Origin of the sequence: Asticcacaulis taihuensis, from assembly GCF_900100255.1 — a bacterium.
GTDB classification, from domain to species: Bacteria; Pseudomonadota; Alphaproteobacteria; order Caulobacterales; family Caulobacteraceae; genus Asticcacaulis; species Asticcacaulis taihuensis.
In genome coordinates this window covers 374,445-391,908 of the sequence record NZ_FMTS01000001.1, presented here as the reverse complement: position 1 = coordinate 391,908, position 17,464 = coordinate 374,445, and the positions used below count along the sequence as shown (strand labels likewise).

The 17,464-nt window shown below is 59.6% G+C and carries 17 protein-coding genes and 1 tRNA gene; 11 read left to right on the top strand and 7 right to left on the bottom strand.

The window, feature by feature from the left end; genetic code table 11:
- Positions 1–73: 73 nt before the first annotated feature.
- The 9 genes from BLO49_RS01855 (at position 74) to BLO49_RS01815 (ending at position 10,951) form a co-directional block, all read left to right on the top strand.
- On the top strand, positions 74–409 hold the full coding sequence (locus BLO49_RS01855) for a flagellar biosynthesis protein FlaG (RefSeq protein WP_090643481.1): 336 nt from the start codon (positions 74–76) through the stop codon (positions 407–409).
- Between the two features lie 144 nt (positions 410–553).
- A complete protein-coding gene (locus tag BLO49_RS01850; RefSeq protein ID WP_090643478.1) occupies positions 554–1,384 on the top strand; it encodes a flagellin in 831 nt (276 codons plus the stop codon).
- Between the two features lie 183 nt (positions 1,385–1,567).
- Positions 1,568–4,558 (top strand): autotransporter outer membrane beta-barrel domain-containing protein, encoded by a 2,991-nt coding sequence (locus BLO49_RS01845; protein ID WP_245678821.1) that lies wholly within the window; start codon positions 1,568–1,570, stop codon positions 4,556–4,558.
- Positions 4,559–4,711: 153 nt separating this feature from the next.
- A complete protein-coding gene (locus BLO49_RS01840) occupies positions 4,712–5,386 on the top strand; it encodes a hypothetical protein (RefSeq protein WP_090643473.1) in 675 nt (224 codons plus the stop codon).
- Positions 5,387–5,512: 126 nt separating this feature from the next.
- A complete protein-coding gene (locus tag BLO49_RS01835) occupies positions 5,513–5,980 on the top strand; it encodes a hypothetical protein (protein ID WP_090643471.1) in 468 nt (155 codons plus the stop codon).
- 163 nt (positions 5,981–6,143) lie between these two features.
- Positions 6,144–6,638 (top strand): single-stranded DNA-binding protein, encoded by a 495-nt coding sequence (gene ssb, locus BLO49_RS01830; RefSeq protein WP_090643468.1) that lies wholly within the window; start codon positions 6,144–6,146, stop codon positions 6,636–6,638.
- Between the two features lie 79 nt (positions 6,639–6,717).
- Entirely contained in the window at positions 6,718–9,516 is a 2,799-nt protein-coding gene (gyrA, locus tag BLO49_RS01825) for a DNA gyrase subunit A (RefSeq protein ID WP_090643466.1), read from the top strand.
- Between the two features lie 25 nt (positions 9,517–9,541).
- Positions 9,542–10,048: a pantetheine-phosphate adenylyltransferase gene (gene coaD / locus BLO49_RS01820; RefSeq protein ID WP_090643463.1), complete on the top strand. Its 507-nt coding sequence runs from the start codon at positions 9,542–9,544 to the stop codon at positions 10,046–10,048.
- 18 nt (positions 10,049–10,066) lie between these two features.
- Positions 10,067–10,951: a peptidylprolyl isomerase gene (locus BLO49_RS01815; protein ID WP_090643460.1), complete on the top strand. Its 885-nt coding sequence runs from the start codon at positions 10,067–10,069 to the stop codon at positions 10,949–10,951.
- A 40-nt stretch (positions 10,952–10,991) separates the two neighbouring features.
- Here BLO49_RS01815 and BLO49_RS01810 read toward each other — a convergent pair whose 3' ends face one another.
- Positions 10,992–12,194, bottom strand: a complete 1,203-nt coding sequence (locus BLO49_RS01810; RefSeq protein ID WP_090643457.1) for a Ppx/GppA phosphatase family protein — start codon at positions 12,192–12,194, stop codon at positions 10,992–10,994.
- A gap of 267 nt (positions 12,195–12,461) precedes the next feature.
- Between BLO49_RS01810 and hspQ the strand changes: the two genes are divergently transcribed.
- On the top strand, positions 12,462–12,794 hold the full coding sequence (hspQ, locus tag BLO49_RS01805) for a heat shock protein HspQ (RefSeq protein ID WP_090643455.1): 333 nt from the start codon (positions 12,462–12,464) through the stop codon (positions 12,792–12,794).
- A 144-nt stretch (positions 12,795–12,938) separates the two neighbouring features.
- Here the strand turns inward: hspQ and BLO49_RS01800 are convergent.
- Positions 12,939–13,015, bottom strand: a tRNA-Lys gene (locus tag BLO49_RS01800).
- A 262-nt stretch (positions 13,016–13,277) separates the two neighbouring features.
- Here BLO49_RS01800 and BLO49_RS01795 point away from each other — a divergent pair.
- Positions 13,278–13,946: a hypothetical protein gene (locus BLO49_RS01795; RefSeq protein ID WP_090643452.1), complete on the top strand. Its 669-nt coding sequence runs from the start codon at positions 13,278–13,280 to the stop codon at positions 13,944–13,946.
- Positions 13,947–13,957: 11 nt separating this feature from the next.
- Here the strand turns inward: BLO49_RS01795 and tgt are convergent, their stop codons facing one another.
- From tgt to BLO49_RS01770, 5 genes are all read right to left on the bottom strand, one after another.
- Positions 13,958–15,076 carry a tRNA guanosine(34) transglycosylase Tgt gene (tgt, locus tag BLO49_RS01790; RefSeq protein ID WP_090643450.1) on the bottom strand — a complete coding sequence of 373 codons (1,119 nt, stop codon included), beginning with the start codon at positions 15,074–15,076 and terminating at the stop codon, positions 13,958–13,960.
- A complete protein-coding gene (queA, locus tag BLO49_RS01785; protein ID WP_090643447.1) occupies positions 15,073–16,134 on the bottom strand; it encodes a tRNA preQ1(34) S-adenosylmethionine ribosyltransferase-isomerase QueA in 1,062 nt (353 codons plus the stop codon). Before queA ends, tgt begins: the two co-directional genes overlap by 4 nt.
- Positions 16,135–16,166: 32 nt before the next feature.
- Positions 16,167–16,556 (bottom strand): hypothetical protein, encoded by a 390-nt coding sequence (locus BLO49_RS01780; protein WP_090643444.1) that lies wholly within the window; start codon positions 16,554–16,556, stop codon positions 16,167–16,169.
- Positions 16,553–16,954 (bottom strand): STAS/SEC14 domain-containing protein, encoded by a 402-nt coding sequence (locus BLO49_RS01775; protein ID WP_090643442.1) that lies wholly within the window; start codon positions 16,952–16,954, stop codon positions 16,553–16,555. The genes BLO49_RS01780 and BLO49_RS01775 overlap by 4 nt, the downstream gene beginning before the upstream one ends.
- Before the next feature lie 61 nt (positions 16,955–17,015).
- Positions 17,016–17,417 (bottom strand): hypothetical protein, encoded by a 402-nt coding sequence (locus BLO49_RS01770; protein ID WP_090643439.1) that lies wholly within the window; start codon positions 17,415–17,417, stop codon positions 17,016–17,018.
- Between the last annotated feature and the right edge of the window lie 47 nt (positions 17,418–17,464).

Here is a 17,464-nt window from a genome sequence, read left to right as displayed (position 1 = left end):
TCGTCTCCCTTTTTCTTTTCACCCATTCTATCGGAGGGCGCCTGATGTGTAAGAGCGCAGGCGAGTTGCGAAGATGATCAATAATATCCTCAGTTTCCCGCAGGTTCCTGACGTATCTCATGTAAAACCTGCGCCTGACGTGCCTGTTGAGATTGCCGCCGGCAATGGTTCGGAGCAATCGAAGAATGAAACGGGTGCCGACCTTTCCAAGGGAAGCAGCCAGGGGCAGACACCGGCCTACATGCTGCGGCTGACGGTCGACAAGGACCCGGACACGGGCGATTGGGTCTACAAGGCCATCGATCGCTATACCGGCGAAGTGGTTCGCGTTCTGCCGCGTCAGGAGCTTGCCAAGATGAGAGAATCTTCGAATTACCAGGCGGGTTCGGTCATAAAGACGGACGTCTAAACCGGGCTTTCAGGTCAATATCTGTATTTATCCACCGTGCATTCCCTAATGCGCGGTAAAAGTCGTTTGCGCTTGTTAACCATTTGCTTACCATAAAAGTTAAGACTCTGCTGAGTCGGCGTTTTTATAGAAGGTATTTAGGCCATGACAGTGAGCGTTCATACGAACTCCTCCGCGATGATTGCCTTGCAGAATCTCAATGTAACCAACAAAAGCCTTGAGGATGCGCAGCAGAAGATCAGCACAGGCCTGGCGGTCTCCTCTGCCAAGGACAATGCATCAGTCTACGCCATCGCTCAGGGGCAACGCGCGGACCTGGGTGGCCTGAACGCCGTGACCGACAGCCTTAACCGGGCGTCTTCCATCGCGGATGTGTCGCTGGCGGCCGGTGAATCGGTCTCCGATCTGCTGAATCAGTTGCGCGAAAAAGTTGTCGGCGCGATGGACACATCGATCGACACCACGTCGCGCAATGCGCTCAGTAGCGATTACAAGGCCATTCTCGGCCAGATTACCCACGTGGTGGAAAACGCCACTTTCAACGGCTCCAACATCATCGACGGTTCGCTGTCCAACGCCATCCAGTTCATCGCCAATGCTGACGCCAATTCGGTCATCACGCTGAGTGTTCGCACCATGGCGCTGGGCGGGCCGATCATCACGCTTTCCGCTGGCAGCGATATTTCCTCGGCCACCGGCGCATCGCTGCTCCTCAGCCAACTCGATACATCGATCGATAATCTCAATGCCAATCTGGGCGCGCTGGGCTCGCAGGCCAAGCAGATCGAGGGCCATTTGAGTTTCGTCTCGAAACTGCAGGATTCGATCACCGGCGGTATCGGCAATCTGGTGGATGCCGACATGGCCAAGGAAAGTTCACGCCTCCAGGCGCTTCAGGTTCAGCAGCAACTCGGCACCCAGGCGCTGTCGATCGCCAACCAGTCACCGCAGCAGATCCTGTCGCTGTTCAAATAGGGCGGCAGGTATCCGGATATCTGTGAAAAGGCGGGCTTCGGGCTCGCCTTTTTCAGTTTGGCGCGACCGTCTGGGCGTTATTTTATCAGGACTTCCGGCGCATTAATCTCAAGTGTTTACGACTCTTAAGGATTATGGGTCGATACTGAGCGCTGATACCTGTCATTCGCCGTCGGACCTGTTGTGACCATCTCCTTCGATGCCTCATTGCTGACCAATTATTACAATGCCAAGATGGGCATTGCGACGACGGATGCGTCATCGTCTGGTTCGTCGTCGACCAGCTCCGCCAGTACGAAAACCAATTCCCCCACGGGCCAGGCGGCAGCGCCATCAGCGCCCTGGACGGGCAGCTCCGGCATGATGTCGGAAGACGATCTGGTCACGAAGGTTCTGGGTGGGCGCCGGTTTATCGATCCCAATGCCGTCACCTCCAATGTAGCCGGCGCCTCGCCTGACTATACCAAACTCTTCACGCTGTATCAGGGCTTGAATGCCCTGGAAGGGCTGGCCAGCAAGGCGCAGGATTCCAAGATATCCGCCCTGACCCTGGCGGCGGTCCAGCGCCGTTTTGCCGCAGGCATGACCGAGGTCGGCAGTTATCTGTCCGATACGAAATACGATCACCTGTCCCTGACCGAAGGCACCCTGACCAGTGAACTCAAGGGCACGGTCGGCACGGCGCGGACCGATACCCTGTATACCGGCCCGGCGATCCAGACCGGCTCGCCCTCGACCGCCGTCAAGGCGTTCGAGGGCGACGTCAAGTTTACCATGAGCGTCAAGAAGATCGGCACGGCGACGCCGTTTGCCGTCAATATCGACCTGGCGGAAATGGGTACGCAGACCCGCAGCATGTCGAACGTGGTCAGCTACATCAACAGCAAGCTGAAAGAGCAGGGGCTCCAGACCAAGTTCGTGGTTAACCGCACGCCGGCCGTGCCGACGACGACGACAATCAACGGCAAGACGGTCACATTGTCTGCCGGCCAGGATACGTTCGGGTTGCAAATCAAGGGGGTGACGACCGAGGCGCTCACCATGAGCGCGCCGGCATTGCAGGATTCGGTCTATGTGGTGCAGACCACCGGCGACCCGACGATCACCACCACCAAAAAGGCGGCGGACGGCACCTCAACCACGACCAACAGCGTCACCTCGCAGATCCTGAAATTCCAGACCGACAGTTCCAGCACGACCGAACAGCCGGCGGCGGCGATCTCCAAGGTCGGGGCGCAATACTGGACGGCCGGCGAATCCGGCCAGACCGTCCTGCCCGATTCCGTGGCCAATGTGGACGCCAACGGCTCATCCGACGACACCATCGCCAACGCCCTGCAGACCGCCGCCGGGCCGGATGGGTCGCTCTATGTGCTGGCCAATGTTGATAATACGACCGACGACCAGACGATCAAGGGCACCCAGGATGTGGCCCTGATCAAGTACGACTCCGCCGGCAAGATCGTCTTCACGCGCACCCTGGGTGCCAGCGATACGGCCTCGGGCCTTGCCCTGGCGGTCTCGGCCGATGGCAAGGTGGCTGTGACCGGCTCGGTGACCGGCGCGCTGGACGTCGCCACCACGAAGGTGACAACCTATGGCAGCGGCACGCATACGGCCACCAGCAGCTCGACCACAACGACCAGCCTGAACGGCGCCGATAACACGACTGCAGACAGTTTCGTTACGGTCTACGATGCCGCTGGCGTTGAGCAGTGGACGCAAAGGCGCGGCGCGAGCGGCGCCGACGAAGCGACCTCGGTGACCTTCGGCGATGACGGCTCCGTCTATGTCGGCGGTAAGACTCAAGGTTTGATGCAGGGCGCCAGTGGTACGACAAAGGGCGGCTATGACGGCTATGTCATGGGCTTTTCTGCTACGGGCGACTACAAATTCACCGTCCAGACCGGGACGGCGCAGAGCGATACGGTGTCTCAGCTCAAGGCAGACGGTAATACGCTCTATGTCGCCGGCGTGGAAAACGGCAATGCCGTCCTGAAAACCTTCGACCTGGGCTCGACCACGACGACCGACGCCAAGGGCGTGACCACGACCAAATATACGGCCACCCAGTCGGCTTCGCGCGACCTGGGCGGCATTGGCGGCGGCACGATCAGCGGCATGGATATCTATAACGGCAAGGTCTATCTGGGCGGATCGTCGGGGTCTGGCAACCTCCTGAGCGCCACCGGCAACGAAACCGCGCAATATGCCGGCTCCTATGATGCCTTCGCCCTGTCGGTGGATGCGGACATGTCCGTCACCTCCAATGACCGCATCGCCTTCTATGGTGGCACAGGTACTGAAAAAGACGCCAAGGTGCAGTTTGCCAATGGCAAGGCGTGGATTTCCGGCCAGACCAATGGCGCGATCGACGGCACGACCAAGATCAATGGCAATGACGCCTATCTGGCGCGCCTCAATATCGACACGGGTGCCGTGGAATACCAGACCCGTTATACCGGCACGAACGGCATGGTGACGCCCAATGCCATCGCGGTATCGGCCAATTCCGGCAGTGTGCTCGATCGTCTCGGCCTGCCGCTCGGCAAGATCGAAACCACCGATTCCAAACTGATTACTTCGGGCACCAGTGTGCGCACCGGCGACCAGTTTTACCTGGTCGATCCCAAGACCGGCGTAAAGAAGACCATCACTATCGAGGCCAATGACACGCTGGAAAGCCTGGCCACCAAAATCACCCGCGCTTCCGGCTACAAGCTGACGGCGGATGTTACCAAGGTCACCGGCAAGCAGATCGACCGGCTGGATATCAAGCCGGCGAACAAATCGAGCCAGATGGAAATCGTCAGCGGACCGGCGGGCAAGGACGCCCTGGCGGGACTTGGGCTGGCATCCGGCATGATCACCAATGATGCTGACAAGACGATGGATGCATCGTCGAGTAATTATCTCAAGTCCCAGAAAACGATGGGGCTGGAGTTCGACACTTCGTTGAACCTGAATTCCGACTCCAATATCGCCAAGGCGATCGCCTCCTTGCAGGACACGCTGAAAAATGTCCAGAAAGCCTATACCTATCTGCGTTACGGTGACCCGCAGGAGAGCGAAAACAGTAAAAAAGGCAAGACCGGCGGTGCGGTGCCGCAATATATGACCGACCAGATCGCCAACTACCAAGCAGCGCTGAATCGCCTGACGGGCGGCGGCTAGCCCAACCGGCGCTTGACAGCAGCGCGCGGAACAGGGCTTTTACCTTCCTCATAATGCAACAGATTGCCGGCCGTCATTCGGTTGCCATCTTTTCGCGTCAATCGTATCATGGTTAGCAGTCAGGACGCGTGTTTGCGTCAATGAGGGGAGTTCATGGCCAAGGATCAAAAGCGCTGGATCGCCATCGGCATCGGGGCGGCGGTGGCAATTATTGTCGGCATCATACTGGCGATGGGCATTTCGCGCGGCCACAAGGATGACGAAAAGATGAATGATCAGCCGACCGGCCTGACCTTCAAGGTGGCCGATCCGGCGCCCTCGCTCGACACCAAGAAACCGCTGCGCTGTTATGTCAATGGCGCCTATGTCGGCGACGTCACCCTGGCCGAATGCGCCAAGAAGAATGGTGTCGCCGCCCAGCAGCTTGATGTCGGCATCGACGACAACGGCAACCAGGTGGCCGCGCCCACGGCTTCGCTTGTGCCAGTGCCCGGCGCGCCGGGCAGCGCCGAGGCCGCCCAGCCGGCCGATCCGGCCCAGGGCGCCGAAATCGTGCCGCCCACGGCAACGGCCGCTGGTCCTACGGCTTCCTGCCTGCGCTACAGCAGCAATTCCTGGAACAAGCTGGCGGATAATATTACGCTTGGTCAGTGCGCCATCCTTCTCTTCGATACGCGCTGCGTATCACCCGGCCAGGCGTCATACGGCCGCTGGGGCAGTAAAACCCTGCGTCTGGTGCCGCGGCGCGTCGAACAATCGGATGACAACGCCACCTTCCGTCCGCTCGTCGACCAGGGGCAGGGCTGTTCGGTGCCGATGGTGCGCTGAGAGGCGTTGAAGCAATATAAGGGCGGGCATTTGTCCCGCCTTTTTTCATGGATTTCCTTGGTTTTTTCCGGTTAAACGTGGTTAAATCCGATGCCGGATTAAGGGGCGGATCAGGAAGGATAACCCATGAAAATCAAGACAATTCTGCTGGCGGGCCTGATCGGTGCCGCGGCAATGACCGGCCTTGCCGGATGCCAGAAGCGCGTTAAGGCGCCGGAGGTGGCCGGTGCCTGTTACTATATCGGCTATCCCAAGGCGGGCGGCCTGAAATTCAACGAACTGTCCAAGAGCGAACCGGATCTCGAACACTGCGCTGTCCGGCTCTATAATGCCCGCATGGATCTGATGGCGACCCGCACGGCTGGTGAGCAGACGATTGGCGCCTATAATGGCACCTTCCTCTTCGCCAGCGGGCGCGAAGTGCGCTATTCGCAGCACTATGAAGGACCGGCTTTCCCGCTCCTGGTCAAGGCGCCCGATGGCCGTCTGGTGGCGCCGGGATCGGTGGTTCAGGAAGAGGCGCCGACCGGTGAAAAAGTGACGGTCGATATCCCGAAAAACCTGCCGCAAATGCCTTCGGACGCGAAGAAGTAACTATCTGTGGAAGAGGCAGCGAGAAGCGGCGGCAAAGCCGTCGCGGGCCTTCCCATGAGCGGCATAAGGTTCTAGTGTTAACTATTCGGCGCCCTGACGGCGAACCGATTCGTCATGGAACAAAAGAGCGTGGAAAGCGCTCAGGCAAAAAAGGAAAATTACGATGGCAGGCAGTGTCAACAAGGTCATTCTGATCGGCAATCTCGGCAAGGATCCCGAAATTCGCAACATGCCCTCTGGCGACCGGATCGCCAACCTGACGATCGCTACGTCCGAGCAGTGGCGCGACAAGGCGACGGGTGAGCGCAAGGAAAAGACCGAATGGCACCGCGTCGTCATCTTCAATGACAACCTGGCCAAGATCGCCGAACAATATCTGCGCAAGGGCTCCTCGGTCTATGTCGAAGGAAGTCTGCAAACGCGCAAATGGACCGACCAGAACGGCGTCGAGAAATATTCGACCGAGGTCGTCCTGCAGCGCTTCAATGGCAACCTGACCCTTCTGGGCGGCCGTGGCGACAGCGGCGGCGCCTCTTCCGGCGGCGGTTATGACCAGTATGAGGACTCTTACGGCGGCGCACCCGCATCTTCCGGTCCGAAGGCGGCCCCTTCCGGCGCGCCGCAGAACTTCGACCTGGATGACGAAATTCCGTTCTAAATCAGAACTGTATCTCTACGCGTTTTAACAATCCGCGCCGCCCGATGGACGGCGCGGATGCATACAAGACATTGAATTCATGAACGACACGACATCTGGCGACGTTTTGGGGCCTGAAGACGAAGATCCCCGCAACGGTTTTGGCGGCCAACCGCCGGCCGGCATCAGCTTCATTACGATCGAAGACGAACTGAAGCGTTCCTATCTCGATTACGCCATGAGCGTCATCGTGTCGCGCGCCCTGCCGGACGCCCGTGACGGCCTGAAACCCGTCCACCGCCGCATCATGTATTCGATGCATAAGGAAGGGCACACGCCCGAAAAATCCTATGTGAAATGCTCGCGTATCGTCGGTGACGTGATGGGTAAGTATCACCCGCACGGCGACCTGGCGATCTACAATTCGTTGGTCCGTATGGCCCAGCCCTTCTCGATGGGGCTGCTGCTGGTCGATGGTCAGGGTAATTTCGGCTCGGTCGATGGCGATGCCCCGGCCGCCATGCGTTATACCGAATCCCGCCTCTCCAAGCCGGCCATGTCGCTGCTGGCCGATATCGACAAGGATACAGTCGACTTCCAGCCCAACTATGACGGCAAGGAAGACGAGCCCTCGGTCCTGCCGTCGCGGATTCCCAACCTGCTGGTCAATGGCGCCGGCGGCATCGCCGTCGGTATGGCGACCAATATCCCGCCGCACAATCTCGGCGAAGTGATCGATGCCTGCCTGGCCCTGCTGGATAATCCGAACGTCACCCTGGAAGAACTGCTCGATATCGTGCCGGGGCCGGATTACCCGACCGGCGGTGAAATCCTCGGCCGTTCCGGGGCGCGCCAGGCCCTGATGACCGGGCGCGGCTCGGTCGTCACGCGCGGCAAGGCCAGCGTCGAGACGATCCGCAAGGACCGTGAAGCCATCGTCATCACTGAGATTCCGTATCAGGTCAATAAAGCGACCCTGATCGAATATATCGCCGACATGGTGCGTGAAAAGCGGATCGAAGGCATTTCCGACATCCGCGATGAAAGCGACCGCCAGGGGATGCGTGTCGTTGTCGAACTGAAGCGCGAAGCTTCGGGCGATGTCATCTTGAACCAGCTTTATCGCTATACGGCACTGCAATCGAGCTTCGGCGTCAATATGCTGGCGCTGAATCATGGCCGTCCGCAGCAGATGGGCCTGCGCAAGCTGCTCGAACTATTCCTCGAATTCCGCGAAGAAGTGGTGGTCCGTCGTACGCGCTTCGAATTGGGCAAGGCGCGGGATCGTGGCCATACCCTGGTCGGTCTGTCGATCGCCGTCGCCAATATCGATGAAGTGATCCACATCATCCGCTCGTCGGCCGATCCATCGGAAGCCCGCCAACGCCTGACCTCGCGCACCTGGCCGTCCGGTGACATGGCGCCAATGATCGATCTGATCGCTGATCCGCGCTCGATCGTGCTCGAAGACCGCCAGGTCCGCCTGACCGACGAACAGGCGCGCGCCATCCTGGCCCTGACCCTGTCGCGTCTGACCGGTCTCGGTCGTGATGAAATCGGCGACGAGATCAAGACTTTGGCCGCCGCCATCGCCAACTATCTCGAAATTCTTGGCTCCCGCGAGCGCATACTGGCGATTGTGCGCGAGGAACTGAGCGAGGTGAAAGCCCATTATGCCGTTCCGCGCCGCACGACGATCGTCGATGGTGAAGGCGACATTGAAGATGAAGACCTCATCCCGCGTGAGGACATGGTGGTCACGGTGACCCACTCCGGTTACGTCAAGCGCACGGCGCTGGCGGCCTATCGTGAGCAGCACCGCGGCGGCAAGGGCCGCTCCGGCATGGCCATGAAGGACGAGGACGCCATTACGGGTGTCTATTCGGCCACCACGCACCAGCCCATGCTGTTCTTCTCCTCGACCGGCAAGGTTTACAAGCTGAAGGTCTGGCGCCTTCCGCTCGGTAATCCGCAGTCCAAGGGCAAGGCGTTCGTCAATCTGCTGCCGCTCGATGGCGGCGAAACCATCACCAATATCCTGGCTCTGCCGGAGGATGAAGCCGCCTGGGAACGCCAGGACATCATCTTCGCCACGCGGTCGGGCGATATCCGCCGCAACAAGCTGAGCGATTTCGTCAATGTCAATCGTGCCGGCAAGATCGCCATGAAGCTGGAAGAGGGCGACGCCATTGTCGGCGTGGCCGTCTGTAATGAGGATCAGGACGTTCTGCTGTCCACCTCCGGCGGCCGGTCGATCCGCTTCGCGGTTGACGAAGTGCGTGTCTTCAAGGGCCGGGATTCGACCGGTGTGCGCGGCGTGCGCCTACTGGGTGAGGATACGGTCATCTCCATGGCGATCCTGAAACGCGTTGACGCCACGCCGGCCGAACGCGCTGCCTACCTGAAATATGCAGCCCAGCAACGCGCGGCGGCCAATATGGAAGAGGGCGAAGAAGCGACGGTGGATGACGACGGCGAGGAGGGCGGCGAAGAAGCCAGCCTGTCGCCGGAACGCATCGCCGAACTGGCGGCGGGTGAGGAATTTATCCTGACGGTTTCGGATATCGGTTTCGGCAAGCGGTCATCCTCCTACGACTACCGCCGCACCGGCCGGGGCGGGCAGGGGATCGTTGCCATCGATCTCAGCAAGCGCGGCGGCAAGCTCATTGCCTCCTTCCCGATCGATGCTACGGATGGATTGCTGCTGGTGACATCGGGCGGGCAACTGATCCGTACCAATGTGACGACGGTGCGCGTCGCCAGCCGCAATACCCAGGGCGTCACCATTTTCCGCACCTCAGAAGGCCAGAAGGTCGTCTCGGTCGAGCGGATTGTGGAGTCGGGCGAGGACGATGCGGATACAACTGACGAAACCGCATCGGTCACGGACGCGACCTGAACTCAGCCGCAGCAAGGGGCGCCGCATGACAACCGACCACAGGACCGGTCTTTATCCGGGGACTTTTGACCCGATCACCAATGGCCACAGCGATATTATCGGCCGGGCGGTCAAGCTGGTCGATAAGCTGGTGATCGGCGTGGCGCGCAATATTGGCAAGGCGCCGATGTTCACCATCGACGAGCGGGTCGAAATGGTGCGCGAACAGGTGGCGCCGCTCGGTGACCGCGTTGAGGTGCTACCTTTCGATAGCCTGTTGATGCACTTTGCTCAGGAGGTCGGGGCCGGCGTCATCATTCGCGGCTTGCGCGCTGTGGCGGATTTCGAGTACGAATTCCAGATGACGGCGATGAACCAGCAGCTTAACCGGGATATAGAGACGGTTTTTTTGATGGCCGATCCGCGCCATCAGGCCGTCGCGTCGCGTTTGGTCAAAGAAATAGCCCAATTGGGCGGCAGTATCGCGCCGTTTGTGGCCCCCAGTGTGGCGGAACGCCTGCTGGCCAAGGTCGCTCCTAAGGTCGCTCGTTGAAATTAGACAGGAAGAATGATGTCATTGGTGAAAAAAAGTGCGCTTCTGGCGGGGGCGATAGCGGCTTTGATGGCGACTTCCGCATTTGCGCTTGATCCGGGTTACCGGATGGCGGACCCCAATAACACCCTGGTGATCGATACCACCAAGGGCCAGGTCATCCTCGAAATGTATCCGTCTCTGGCGCCGAACCACGTCGAGCGTCTGCTCACCCTGACCCGCCAGCACTTTTATGACGGCCTGACCTTCCATCGCGTCATCGAAGACTTCATGGCCCAGACCGGCGACCCGAAGGGCGACGGCACTGGCGATTCCACCCTGCCGAACGTCAAGGCGGAGTTCACCGTCCGTCACGATTCGAGCTTCCCGTTCACGGTAGCCACGCGGCCCAAGGGTTCGCTGATCGGTTTTGTCGGCGCCATGCCGGTCCAGAGCCAGGTCAATGAACTGATGGCCATTTCCAATGACGGCAAGGTCAATGCCTGGGGCCTGTTCTGCCAGGGCACGGTCGGTATGGCCCACAGCTATGACCCCGATTCGGGCAACAGCCAGTTCTTCCTGATGCGTGGTGCCAATTCGTCGCTGGAGAAAAAATATACCGCCTTCGGTACGATACTCACCGGCCTGGATGTGGTGCGCAAGCTGAAGATCGGCGAGCCGCCGGTCAATCCGGACAAGATGAATACGGTGCGTGTGCTGGCCGATATCCCGGAAGCTGAGCGGCCGCAGGTCGAGGTCATGGATACGACCTCGCCGCAGTTCCAGGCGGTGCTTGACGCCACGCGCAAGGACAAGGGCGATAATTTCTCCGATTGCGACGTCACCGTACCCGCCAAGATACTGAACGCCGCGCCGGTCACGGCCGAAGCCACGCCAACGCCGGCGGCACCGGCAGGCAGGTAATAAAAAAAAGAGCGCTGGCCACAAGGACCGGCGCTTTTTTTTATTCCGCCACAGGCAGTGCCGAGGTTTGCCCGACAGTCCGCGCACCACGCCGGCGGCGCCGACGAGCTTTTTTCTTCGCCATGGAAAGCAGCAGCCCTTCACGCAGACCGCGATCAGCCACGCGCAGCCTTTGACACGGCCACAAACGCTGGATAGCTTCCAGTATGGCGGCGCCGGCCAGAACCAGGTCGGCGCGATCCTTGCCGATACAGGGTTCCTGTTCGCGCCCGGCATGTCCGATATCCAGCAGACGGGTGATGACGGATTGCACGTGCGCATGGCTCATCCACAAACCGTCGACGCGTGAACGGTCGTAGCGCTCCAGCCCCAGATGCATCCCGGCAAGGGATGTAATCGCGCCGGACGTACCAACGATATAGGCTTCCCCCCGGTCGAAATGCGGGCGCAGGGTCTCCGGATCGGTGAAGTGGCGAACTGTCCGGCTGACATCCTCGACCATGGCTTCGAACCAGGCCGCCGTATGGCCGGAAACAGGCTCTGGAAAGCGTTCGGCCAGATTGACCACCCCGACGGGAATCGAGATCCAATAGCGTGGCCGAGGCATCCGGCGAGCCACTTTGAGCGCATTATTTTGCGCCAGCGACTGGGCGTCTGATAAGGAGGTGGCCGGGGCTGGAGCCTCATCCGCCAGTTCCACCCAGCTCAGTTCCGTCGAGCCGCCACCGACATCCATAACCAGGGCGGCGCGCGCCACAGGGCTGACCTCGCGCGGGTCGAGCAGCGAGGCACAGCCCATCACCGACAGGTGCGCCTCTTCCTCCGGCGAGATGATGGTCAGTTTCAGGCCGGTTTCGCGCTCAACGCGGGCAATGAATTCGCGGCCGTTGCGGGCGATGCGGCAGGCTTGCGTCGCCACCGCGCGGATGCGAACGGCGCCGCGTTTTTCGATCTTTTCGGCGCATATTTTCAGCGCTTTCAGGGCGCGATCCATGGCGCGCTCATGGAGCTGGCCGGAATGGGACAGGCCCTCGCCGAGCCGGACAATACGCGAAAATGCTTCGACGATGCGAAACTGGGAATTGGCGAAGGTGGCGATCATCAGGCGGCAGTTATTTGTGCCGAGGTCGAGCGCGGCATAGACCACCGCAGCTTCGCCGCGGACAGTCAATCCACCTGATGCGTTGCGCGGACCGCCCGACGACTTGCCCCGCCGGTGATCGTTTGAGGGAGCCCGGTACATGGCTCATACCCCGCTTATGGACGGTTGCCGGTCCGACACCATGTCAGAGGCCAGGTTTTCGCAACCTGACAGGCAAACTTTCCCCCATACTTTATGGTCTGTGTCCGGACATGCCAACCCAAAATCGGCTCAGGCCGTAAATTACCCAACCATAATCGCCGTTATTGAAAATAATTTGAAGCCACAACCGCGTGGAGAAGGGCGGTGCGTTATCCGCCGTGTTCGGTCCATTATGCTGGCAGGGAATGGGGGCAAGGAAGTCGTTTCATGCAAGAGCAACGATCAGCGAAATTCGATATCGGTCAGGTGGTCAAGCACAATCTGTTTGAGTTCCGCGGCGTCGTTTTTGACGTCGATCCGGAATTTTCCAATACGGAAGAATGGTGGCAGGCGATCCCGGAAAGTGTGCGTCCGCAGAAGGACCAGCCGTTTTATCATCTGCTGGCCACCAACGGCGAGAGCTGTTACGTCGCCTACGCGTCCGAAGGCAATCTGTGCGCCGATGACACCGGCCAGCCTTTTACCCATCCGCAGACGCAGTTGATTTTCGAGCGATTCGAGAACGGGCGCTATAAGCCGAAGAGCCGGATGGCCAACTAAGGGCCGTTGCCCTGAAAAATGACTAGTGGAAAAATTGGCCGAATCGAACCGGTTCAGGCCCGGTTCATATTGCACGGGCGATATATGAGGCCCGTGTTACGCTGCTTATCGCCATGAAATTGTCACGCAAATCCTAGAAAGACTTGGTGAGCGCGCTGGGACTCGAACCCAGGACCCTCTGATTAAAAGTCAGATGCTCTAGCCGGCTGAGCTACGCGCTCATGAAGATAAGTCAGACTTGACCCGTTTTTGGAAAGAGCGGATCAACTGGGGCTCTTCATAGAGTGGACTATTTAATTTCGCAAGCGCGAGGCGTTGAAAAAAGACGCTTTTTCTTATGTATTGTTTTTTTATGTGCAGAATAAGCTATAACGGGTCTACACAGGACACAGGCGCCGATGGCGTTTCTGGACTGAAGGTATGAGGGGGATGTTGGTGAAGGCTGCCAGTACTGTGAATATGAAGCTCCGAACGTGCGCCCTTATGGTACTGGCGGGAGGGGCTTTGTTATCAGGCTGCGCCTCGAAACCCCATTATGACGCCAGTGGCGTCGTAGTGGAGAAGCCCAAGCACAGACCGGCCGAGGAAACACAGGCCGTGCGTTCCTCCACGGATGACCAGAGTAATAGCTGGGGCGATGCGGTCATGGCGCCGCTCGAAGACCTGAACCTGCGCCGCAAGGATATTCCGGAAATCCTGACCCAGGCCGTGACCAAGCCCTATGACCTGACCGGACTGGATAACTGTGAAGCCATTGCTTCCGAGGTCACCAAGCTCGACAGCCTGCTGGGCGCCGATTTCGACGAACCGCCACCGCCGGAAGATACGAAAAGCCTTCGGGAACGGGGGGGAGAGGCCGCCGGTGATGTGGCGCGTGGGTCCGTGCGCAACGCCACGCGCAGCATCATTCCGTTCCGCGGGCTGGTGCGCCAGATGACCGGTGCGCAGCGCCACCAGAAGGAAATGGATACGGCCATCCAGGCCGGTAAGGTGCGCCGCGCCTATCTCAAGGGCGTAGGCATGAACAAGAACTGCGCGCCGCCGGCGGCGCCGTCATGGTTCGTGCCGCGTGTCTATACTGATACCTATGCCGGGGGCAAAACCGTTCCCAAGCCGATTCCCGTACCGGCAAAGCCGAAAAAGCGCCGCTAAGCGCAACAGCTTCAAGCGTCTTTCGTTTTCCATCGGGAGAGCAGATCGGCGCGCAGGGCATCAAATGTGCCGGCCGTAATGGCGGCACGAATGCGAATCATCAGGGCCTGGAAGAAGGCGATGTTGTGCCAACTGAGCAGCATCTGACCCAGGATTTCTTCCGATTTGACGAGGTGATGCAGATAGGCTTTTGAATAATCCCGGCTGGCCGGACAATCGCTTTCAGCATCCAGCGGTGTGTTGTCTTCGGCGAAACGGGCATTCTTCATATTGAGCGGGCCATCCCAGGTCCAGACCTGGCCGTGGCGGCCCGAACGCGTCGGCAGGACGCAGTCGAACATATCGACGCCGCGCGCCACGCCTTCAAGAAGGTCGATCGGCTTGCCGACCCCCATCAGGTAGCGCGGCCGATCCCAGGGCAGCAGCGGTGCGCTGTAATCCAGCGTCTCGCACATGGCCTCGTGGCCTTCGCCGACCGCCAGGCCGCCGATAGCGTAACCATCGAAACCGATATCGAGCAGACGTTCGGTTGATTCCCGGCGCAGGTGTTCAAAGGTTGAGCCTTGCTGGATGCCGAACAGTGCCTGTGTATCGCGGGTGCCAAATGCCTGCTTCGATCGCAGGCCCCAGCGCGCGGAAAGCTGCAAAGCTTCGCGGGCGCGCTTTTCCTCGGCGGGCCAGGAAACGCATTCGTCAAGTTGCATAACGATATCCGAGCCCAGCAGATCAGCCTGTATCTCGATCGAGCGTTCCGGCGACAGGATGTGCCGCGAGCCGTCAATATGGCTTTGGAAGGTGACGGCGTCCTCCTTGACCTTGGAAATTTTGGACAGGCTCATCACCTGGAAGCCGCCGCTGTCTGTCAGGATCGGTCCGTTCCAGCCCATGAATTTATGCAGGCCGCCCAGACGCGCTACGCGCTCCGCCGTTGGGCGCAGCATCAGGTGATAGGTATTGCCGAGAATAATCTTCGCGTGGGCCTGTTTCACCATGTCGAGCGTCAGGGCCTTGACCGTGGCGGCCGTGCCGACCGGCATGAAGATCGGCGTCGGTATATCTCCGCGCGGTGTCTTGAGGACGCCGGTGCGGGCCTGTCCCTGGTGGGCGGTGATCTGGAAGGGGTAGGTCATCGGGACGTATTACTCAGCAAACAGGCGTCGCCATAGGAGAAAAAGCGGTAACCGGTCTCAATGGCGTGGGCATAGGCTCTTTTCATGACCTCGGTGCCGGCCAGGGCGCAGACCAGCATGAACAGGGTCGATTTCGGCAGGTGGAAATTGGTCATCAGCAGGTCGCACGAGCGGATCGTGACGCCCGGCGTAATAAAGATGGCGGTTTCGGCGGCGAAGGGGTGGATTGCGCCTTGTGAATCGCAAGCGGATTCCAGCAGGCGCAGCGACGTGGTGCCGACGCAGATAATCCGTCCGCCCGCCGCGCGCGCGGCGTTGATCCGCGCAGCGCTTTCCGGTGTAATGATGCCGAATTCGGCGTGCATGACGTGGTCATCGGTATCCTCGACCTTTACCGGCAGGAAGGTGCCGGCGCCGACATGCAGGGTGATCCGCTCAATGGCTATGCCTTTGGCCGCCAGCTTTTCCAGTAGGGCTGGAGTGAAGTGCAGGCCGGCGGTTGGCGCGGCCACAGAGCCTTCGTCACGGGCGAAAATGGTCTGGTAGTCGCTCTTGTCCTGTTCATCCTCGTGGCGTTTTGAGCGAATATAGGGTGGCAGCGGCATCCCGCCGACCAGGTGCAGCCGTTCAAGCAATTCCTGCGGGCCATGCTGGAAGTCGAGCGTGTAGAGGCCGTTGTCATCCTTGGCGGAAACGACGGCCTTCAGTTCCGTAGCATCGCTTTTAAACAGCAATTGATCTCCGGCTTTCACCTTTCGGCCCGGTTTCAGGAAAGCCTGCCACTGCGAAGCGCCGGTGCTTTTGACCAGAGTGGCCTCGATCATAACCACGCTATCGTCGCGTAGGCGCTGGCCGTCGAGTTGGGTCGGCAACACCCGCGTATCATTGACGACCAGCAGATCGCCGCTCTTCAGGAAATCGGCTATATCGCCGATATGGCTGTCGGTCAGGGCGCCATGCTCATCGACACGCAGCAGGCGGGCGGCCTCTCGCGGTTCGGTTGGACGCAGGGCAATGCGGTTCTCGGGCAGGTCGAAATCGAATTCGGAAATTAACATGCGGCTGTCTCAAGCCGCAAAAGCGCGTCAGGTCAAGACAATTTGCCGGATTTGATCCATTCCAGGCCCTCGTCGAAGGTGGCGAATATTTCGATGGTCCGGCCCGGAAAGCGCTGGCGCGTGACCGGCAGCCGGGCAATCAGGAATGGATCGCTGGTGATGATGGCCGAACGGCGGCCCGCATCCCGGCCGCTGACCAGTTCGCGCCAGCGCTCGCCCAGTTCCTGGACTTCCGGACTGAGGAGCACGCCGTCGAAGCGGCGCAGGTCGAAAATGGCGTCATATTCCCACACATTTTCGACATCCGAGAACTGACTGATACTGCTTTCCGTAATGGTCTGGCCGTCGACTTCGCCGATATAGCGGACAAAGATAATCCGGGCGTTGCGGTCCACTGTGAGCGTGACTCGCGCACGGGTCATGCTGCGGCCTGCGGTGAAGCGGTGGCCAGCCATTCCTGGGCTTCGTCCATGGTATCAAAAACGCCGGAAGTTCGATGCGGAAAGATTGCATCTCGCAAGCCTTTGCGCGCGTGGATCAGCGGGTCGCTGGAAACGACAGCAATGCGGCGGCCGGTATCACGCCCCTGCGCCAGATCAGCCCACCAGCGGCCGAAGGTTTCAGTGTCGCTGGATTGGATGACGCCTTCAAAACGCCGGGCATCGACCAGGAAATCATAAAGCCATGGCGCTTCAATGGTTTGAATATAATTGATAATCTGAGCATATAGCCGGTCGCCCGTCAGGTCGCCAATATAGCGAAAAACAAGCGTCCGGCTGGCTTCATCAATGGAAAAGGTAACGCGGGCGCGAAGGCTCATGGTGAAGGCTGCCGAATTATTTTACCCAGGTTACCACGTCCGCCTTAAGGTTTGATTGACGCTAAGCCGCCCGACGGGTCTCGCCCGTCTTGATCCAATCCAGACCTTCATCAAAGGTGTCGAAAATGGCGATCCGGCGGTCAGGCATGACATCGAGCATGGCTTTCAGATTGAAAGTAAGGTCGGAGTCGCCGCCCACCAGCGCCATGCTGCGGTTCTGGTCTCGGCCCCGCGTAAAGGCCGCCCATTTTTCGGTCAGGAATTTCAGGTAATCGCGCGACAGGTCGGCTTCATATCGGCGGAAGTCGAAGATGGCGTTGAAAAGCCAGGGCGTTTCGACGGTAGCCAGCAGGTCGATCAGGTCGGGGCCGGCCTCCTGATCGTTGCGCACGCTGTGAAAGCGGATGATTAGGATCATATTCTCGCGGTCAACCGTAACCGCAAAACGCGAACGCTTACTCATACTAAAACCCTTGCAGGATACTCTACTGGTTGGCGGACATATTGCCG

Bases quoted from the DNA above. Each gene is read 5' to 3' on its own strand.
- BLO49_RS01855 (WP_090643481.1), top strand. From the start codon at position 74: ATGATCAATAATATCCTCAGTTTCCCGCAGGTTCCTGACGTATCTCAT.
- BLO49_RS01850 (WP_090643478.1), top strand. From the start codon at position 554: ATGACAGTGAGCGTTCATACGAACTCCTCCGCGATGATTGCCTTGCAG.
- BLO49_RS01840 (WP_090643473.1), top strand. From the start codon at position 4,712: ATGGCCAAGGATCAAAAGCGCTGGATCGCCATCGGCATCGGGGCGGCG.
- BLO49_RS01835 (WP_090643471.1), top strand. From the start codon at position 5,513: ATGAAAATCAAGACAATTCTGCTGGCGGGCCTGATCGGTGCCGCGGCA.
- ssb (WP_090643468.1), top strand. From the start codon at position 6,144: ATGGCAGGCAGTGTCAACAAGGTCATTCTGATCGGCAATCTCGGCAAG.
- gyrA (WP_090643466.1), top strand. From the start codon at position 6,718: ATGAACGACACGACATCTGGCGACGTTTTGGGGCCTGAAGACGAAGAT.
- coaD (WP_090643463.1), top strand. From the start codon at position 9,542: ATGACAACCGACCACAGGACCGGTCTTTATCCGGGGACTTTTGACCCG.
- BLO49_RS01815 (WP_090643460.1), top strand. From the start codon at position 10,067: ATGTCATTGGTGAAAAAAAGTGCGCTTCTGGCGGGGGCGATAGCGGCT.
- BLO49_RS01810 (WP_090643457.1), bottom strand. From the start codon at position 12,194: ATGTACCGGGCTCCCTCAAACGATCACCGGCGGGGCAAGTCGTCGGGC.
- hspQ (WP_090643455.1), top strand. From the start codon at position 12,462: ATGCAAGAGCAACGATCAGCGAAATTCGATATCGGTCAGGTGGTCAAG.
- BLO49_RS01795 (WP_090643452.1), top strand. From the start codon at position 13,278: ATGGTACTGGCGGGAGGGGCTTTGTTATCAGGCTGCGCCTCGAAACCC.
- tgt (WP_090643450.1), bottom strand. From the start codon at position 15,076: ATGACCTACCCCTTCCAGATCACCGCCCACCAGGGACAGGCCCGCACC.
- queA (WP_090643447.1), bottom strand. From the start codon at position 16,134: ATGTTAATTTCCGAATTCGATTTCGACCTGCCCGAGAACCGCATTGCC.
- BLO49_RS01780 (WP_090643444.1), bottom strand. From the start codon at position 16,556: ATGACCCGTGCGCGAGTCACGCTCACAGTGGACCGCAACGCCCGGATT.
- BLO49_RS01775 (WP_090643442.1), bottom strand. From the start codon at position 16,954: ATGAGCCTTCGCGCCCGCGTTACCTTTTCCATTGATGAAGCCAGCCGG.
- BLO49_RS01770 (WP_090643439.1), bottom strand. From the start codon at position 17,417: ATGAGTAAGCGTTCGCGTTTTGCGGTTACGGTTGACCGCGAGAATATG.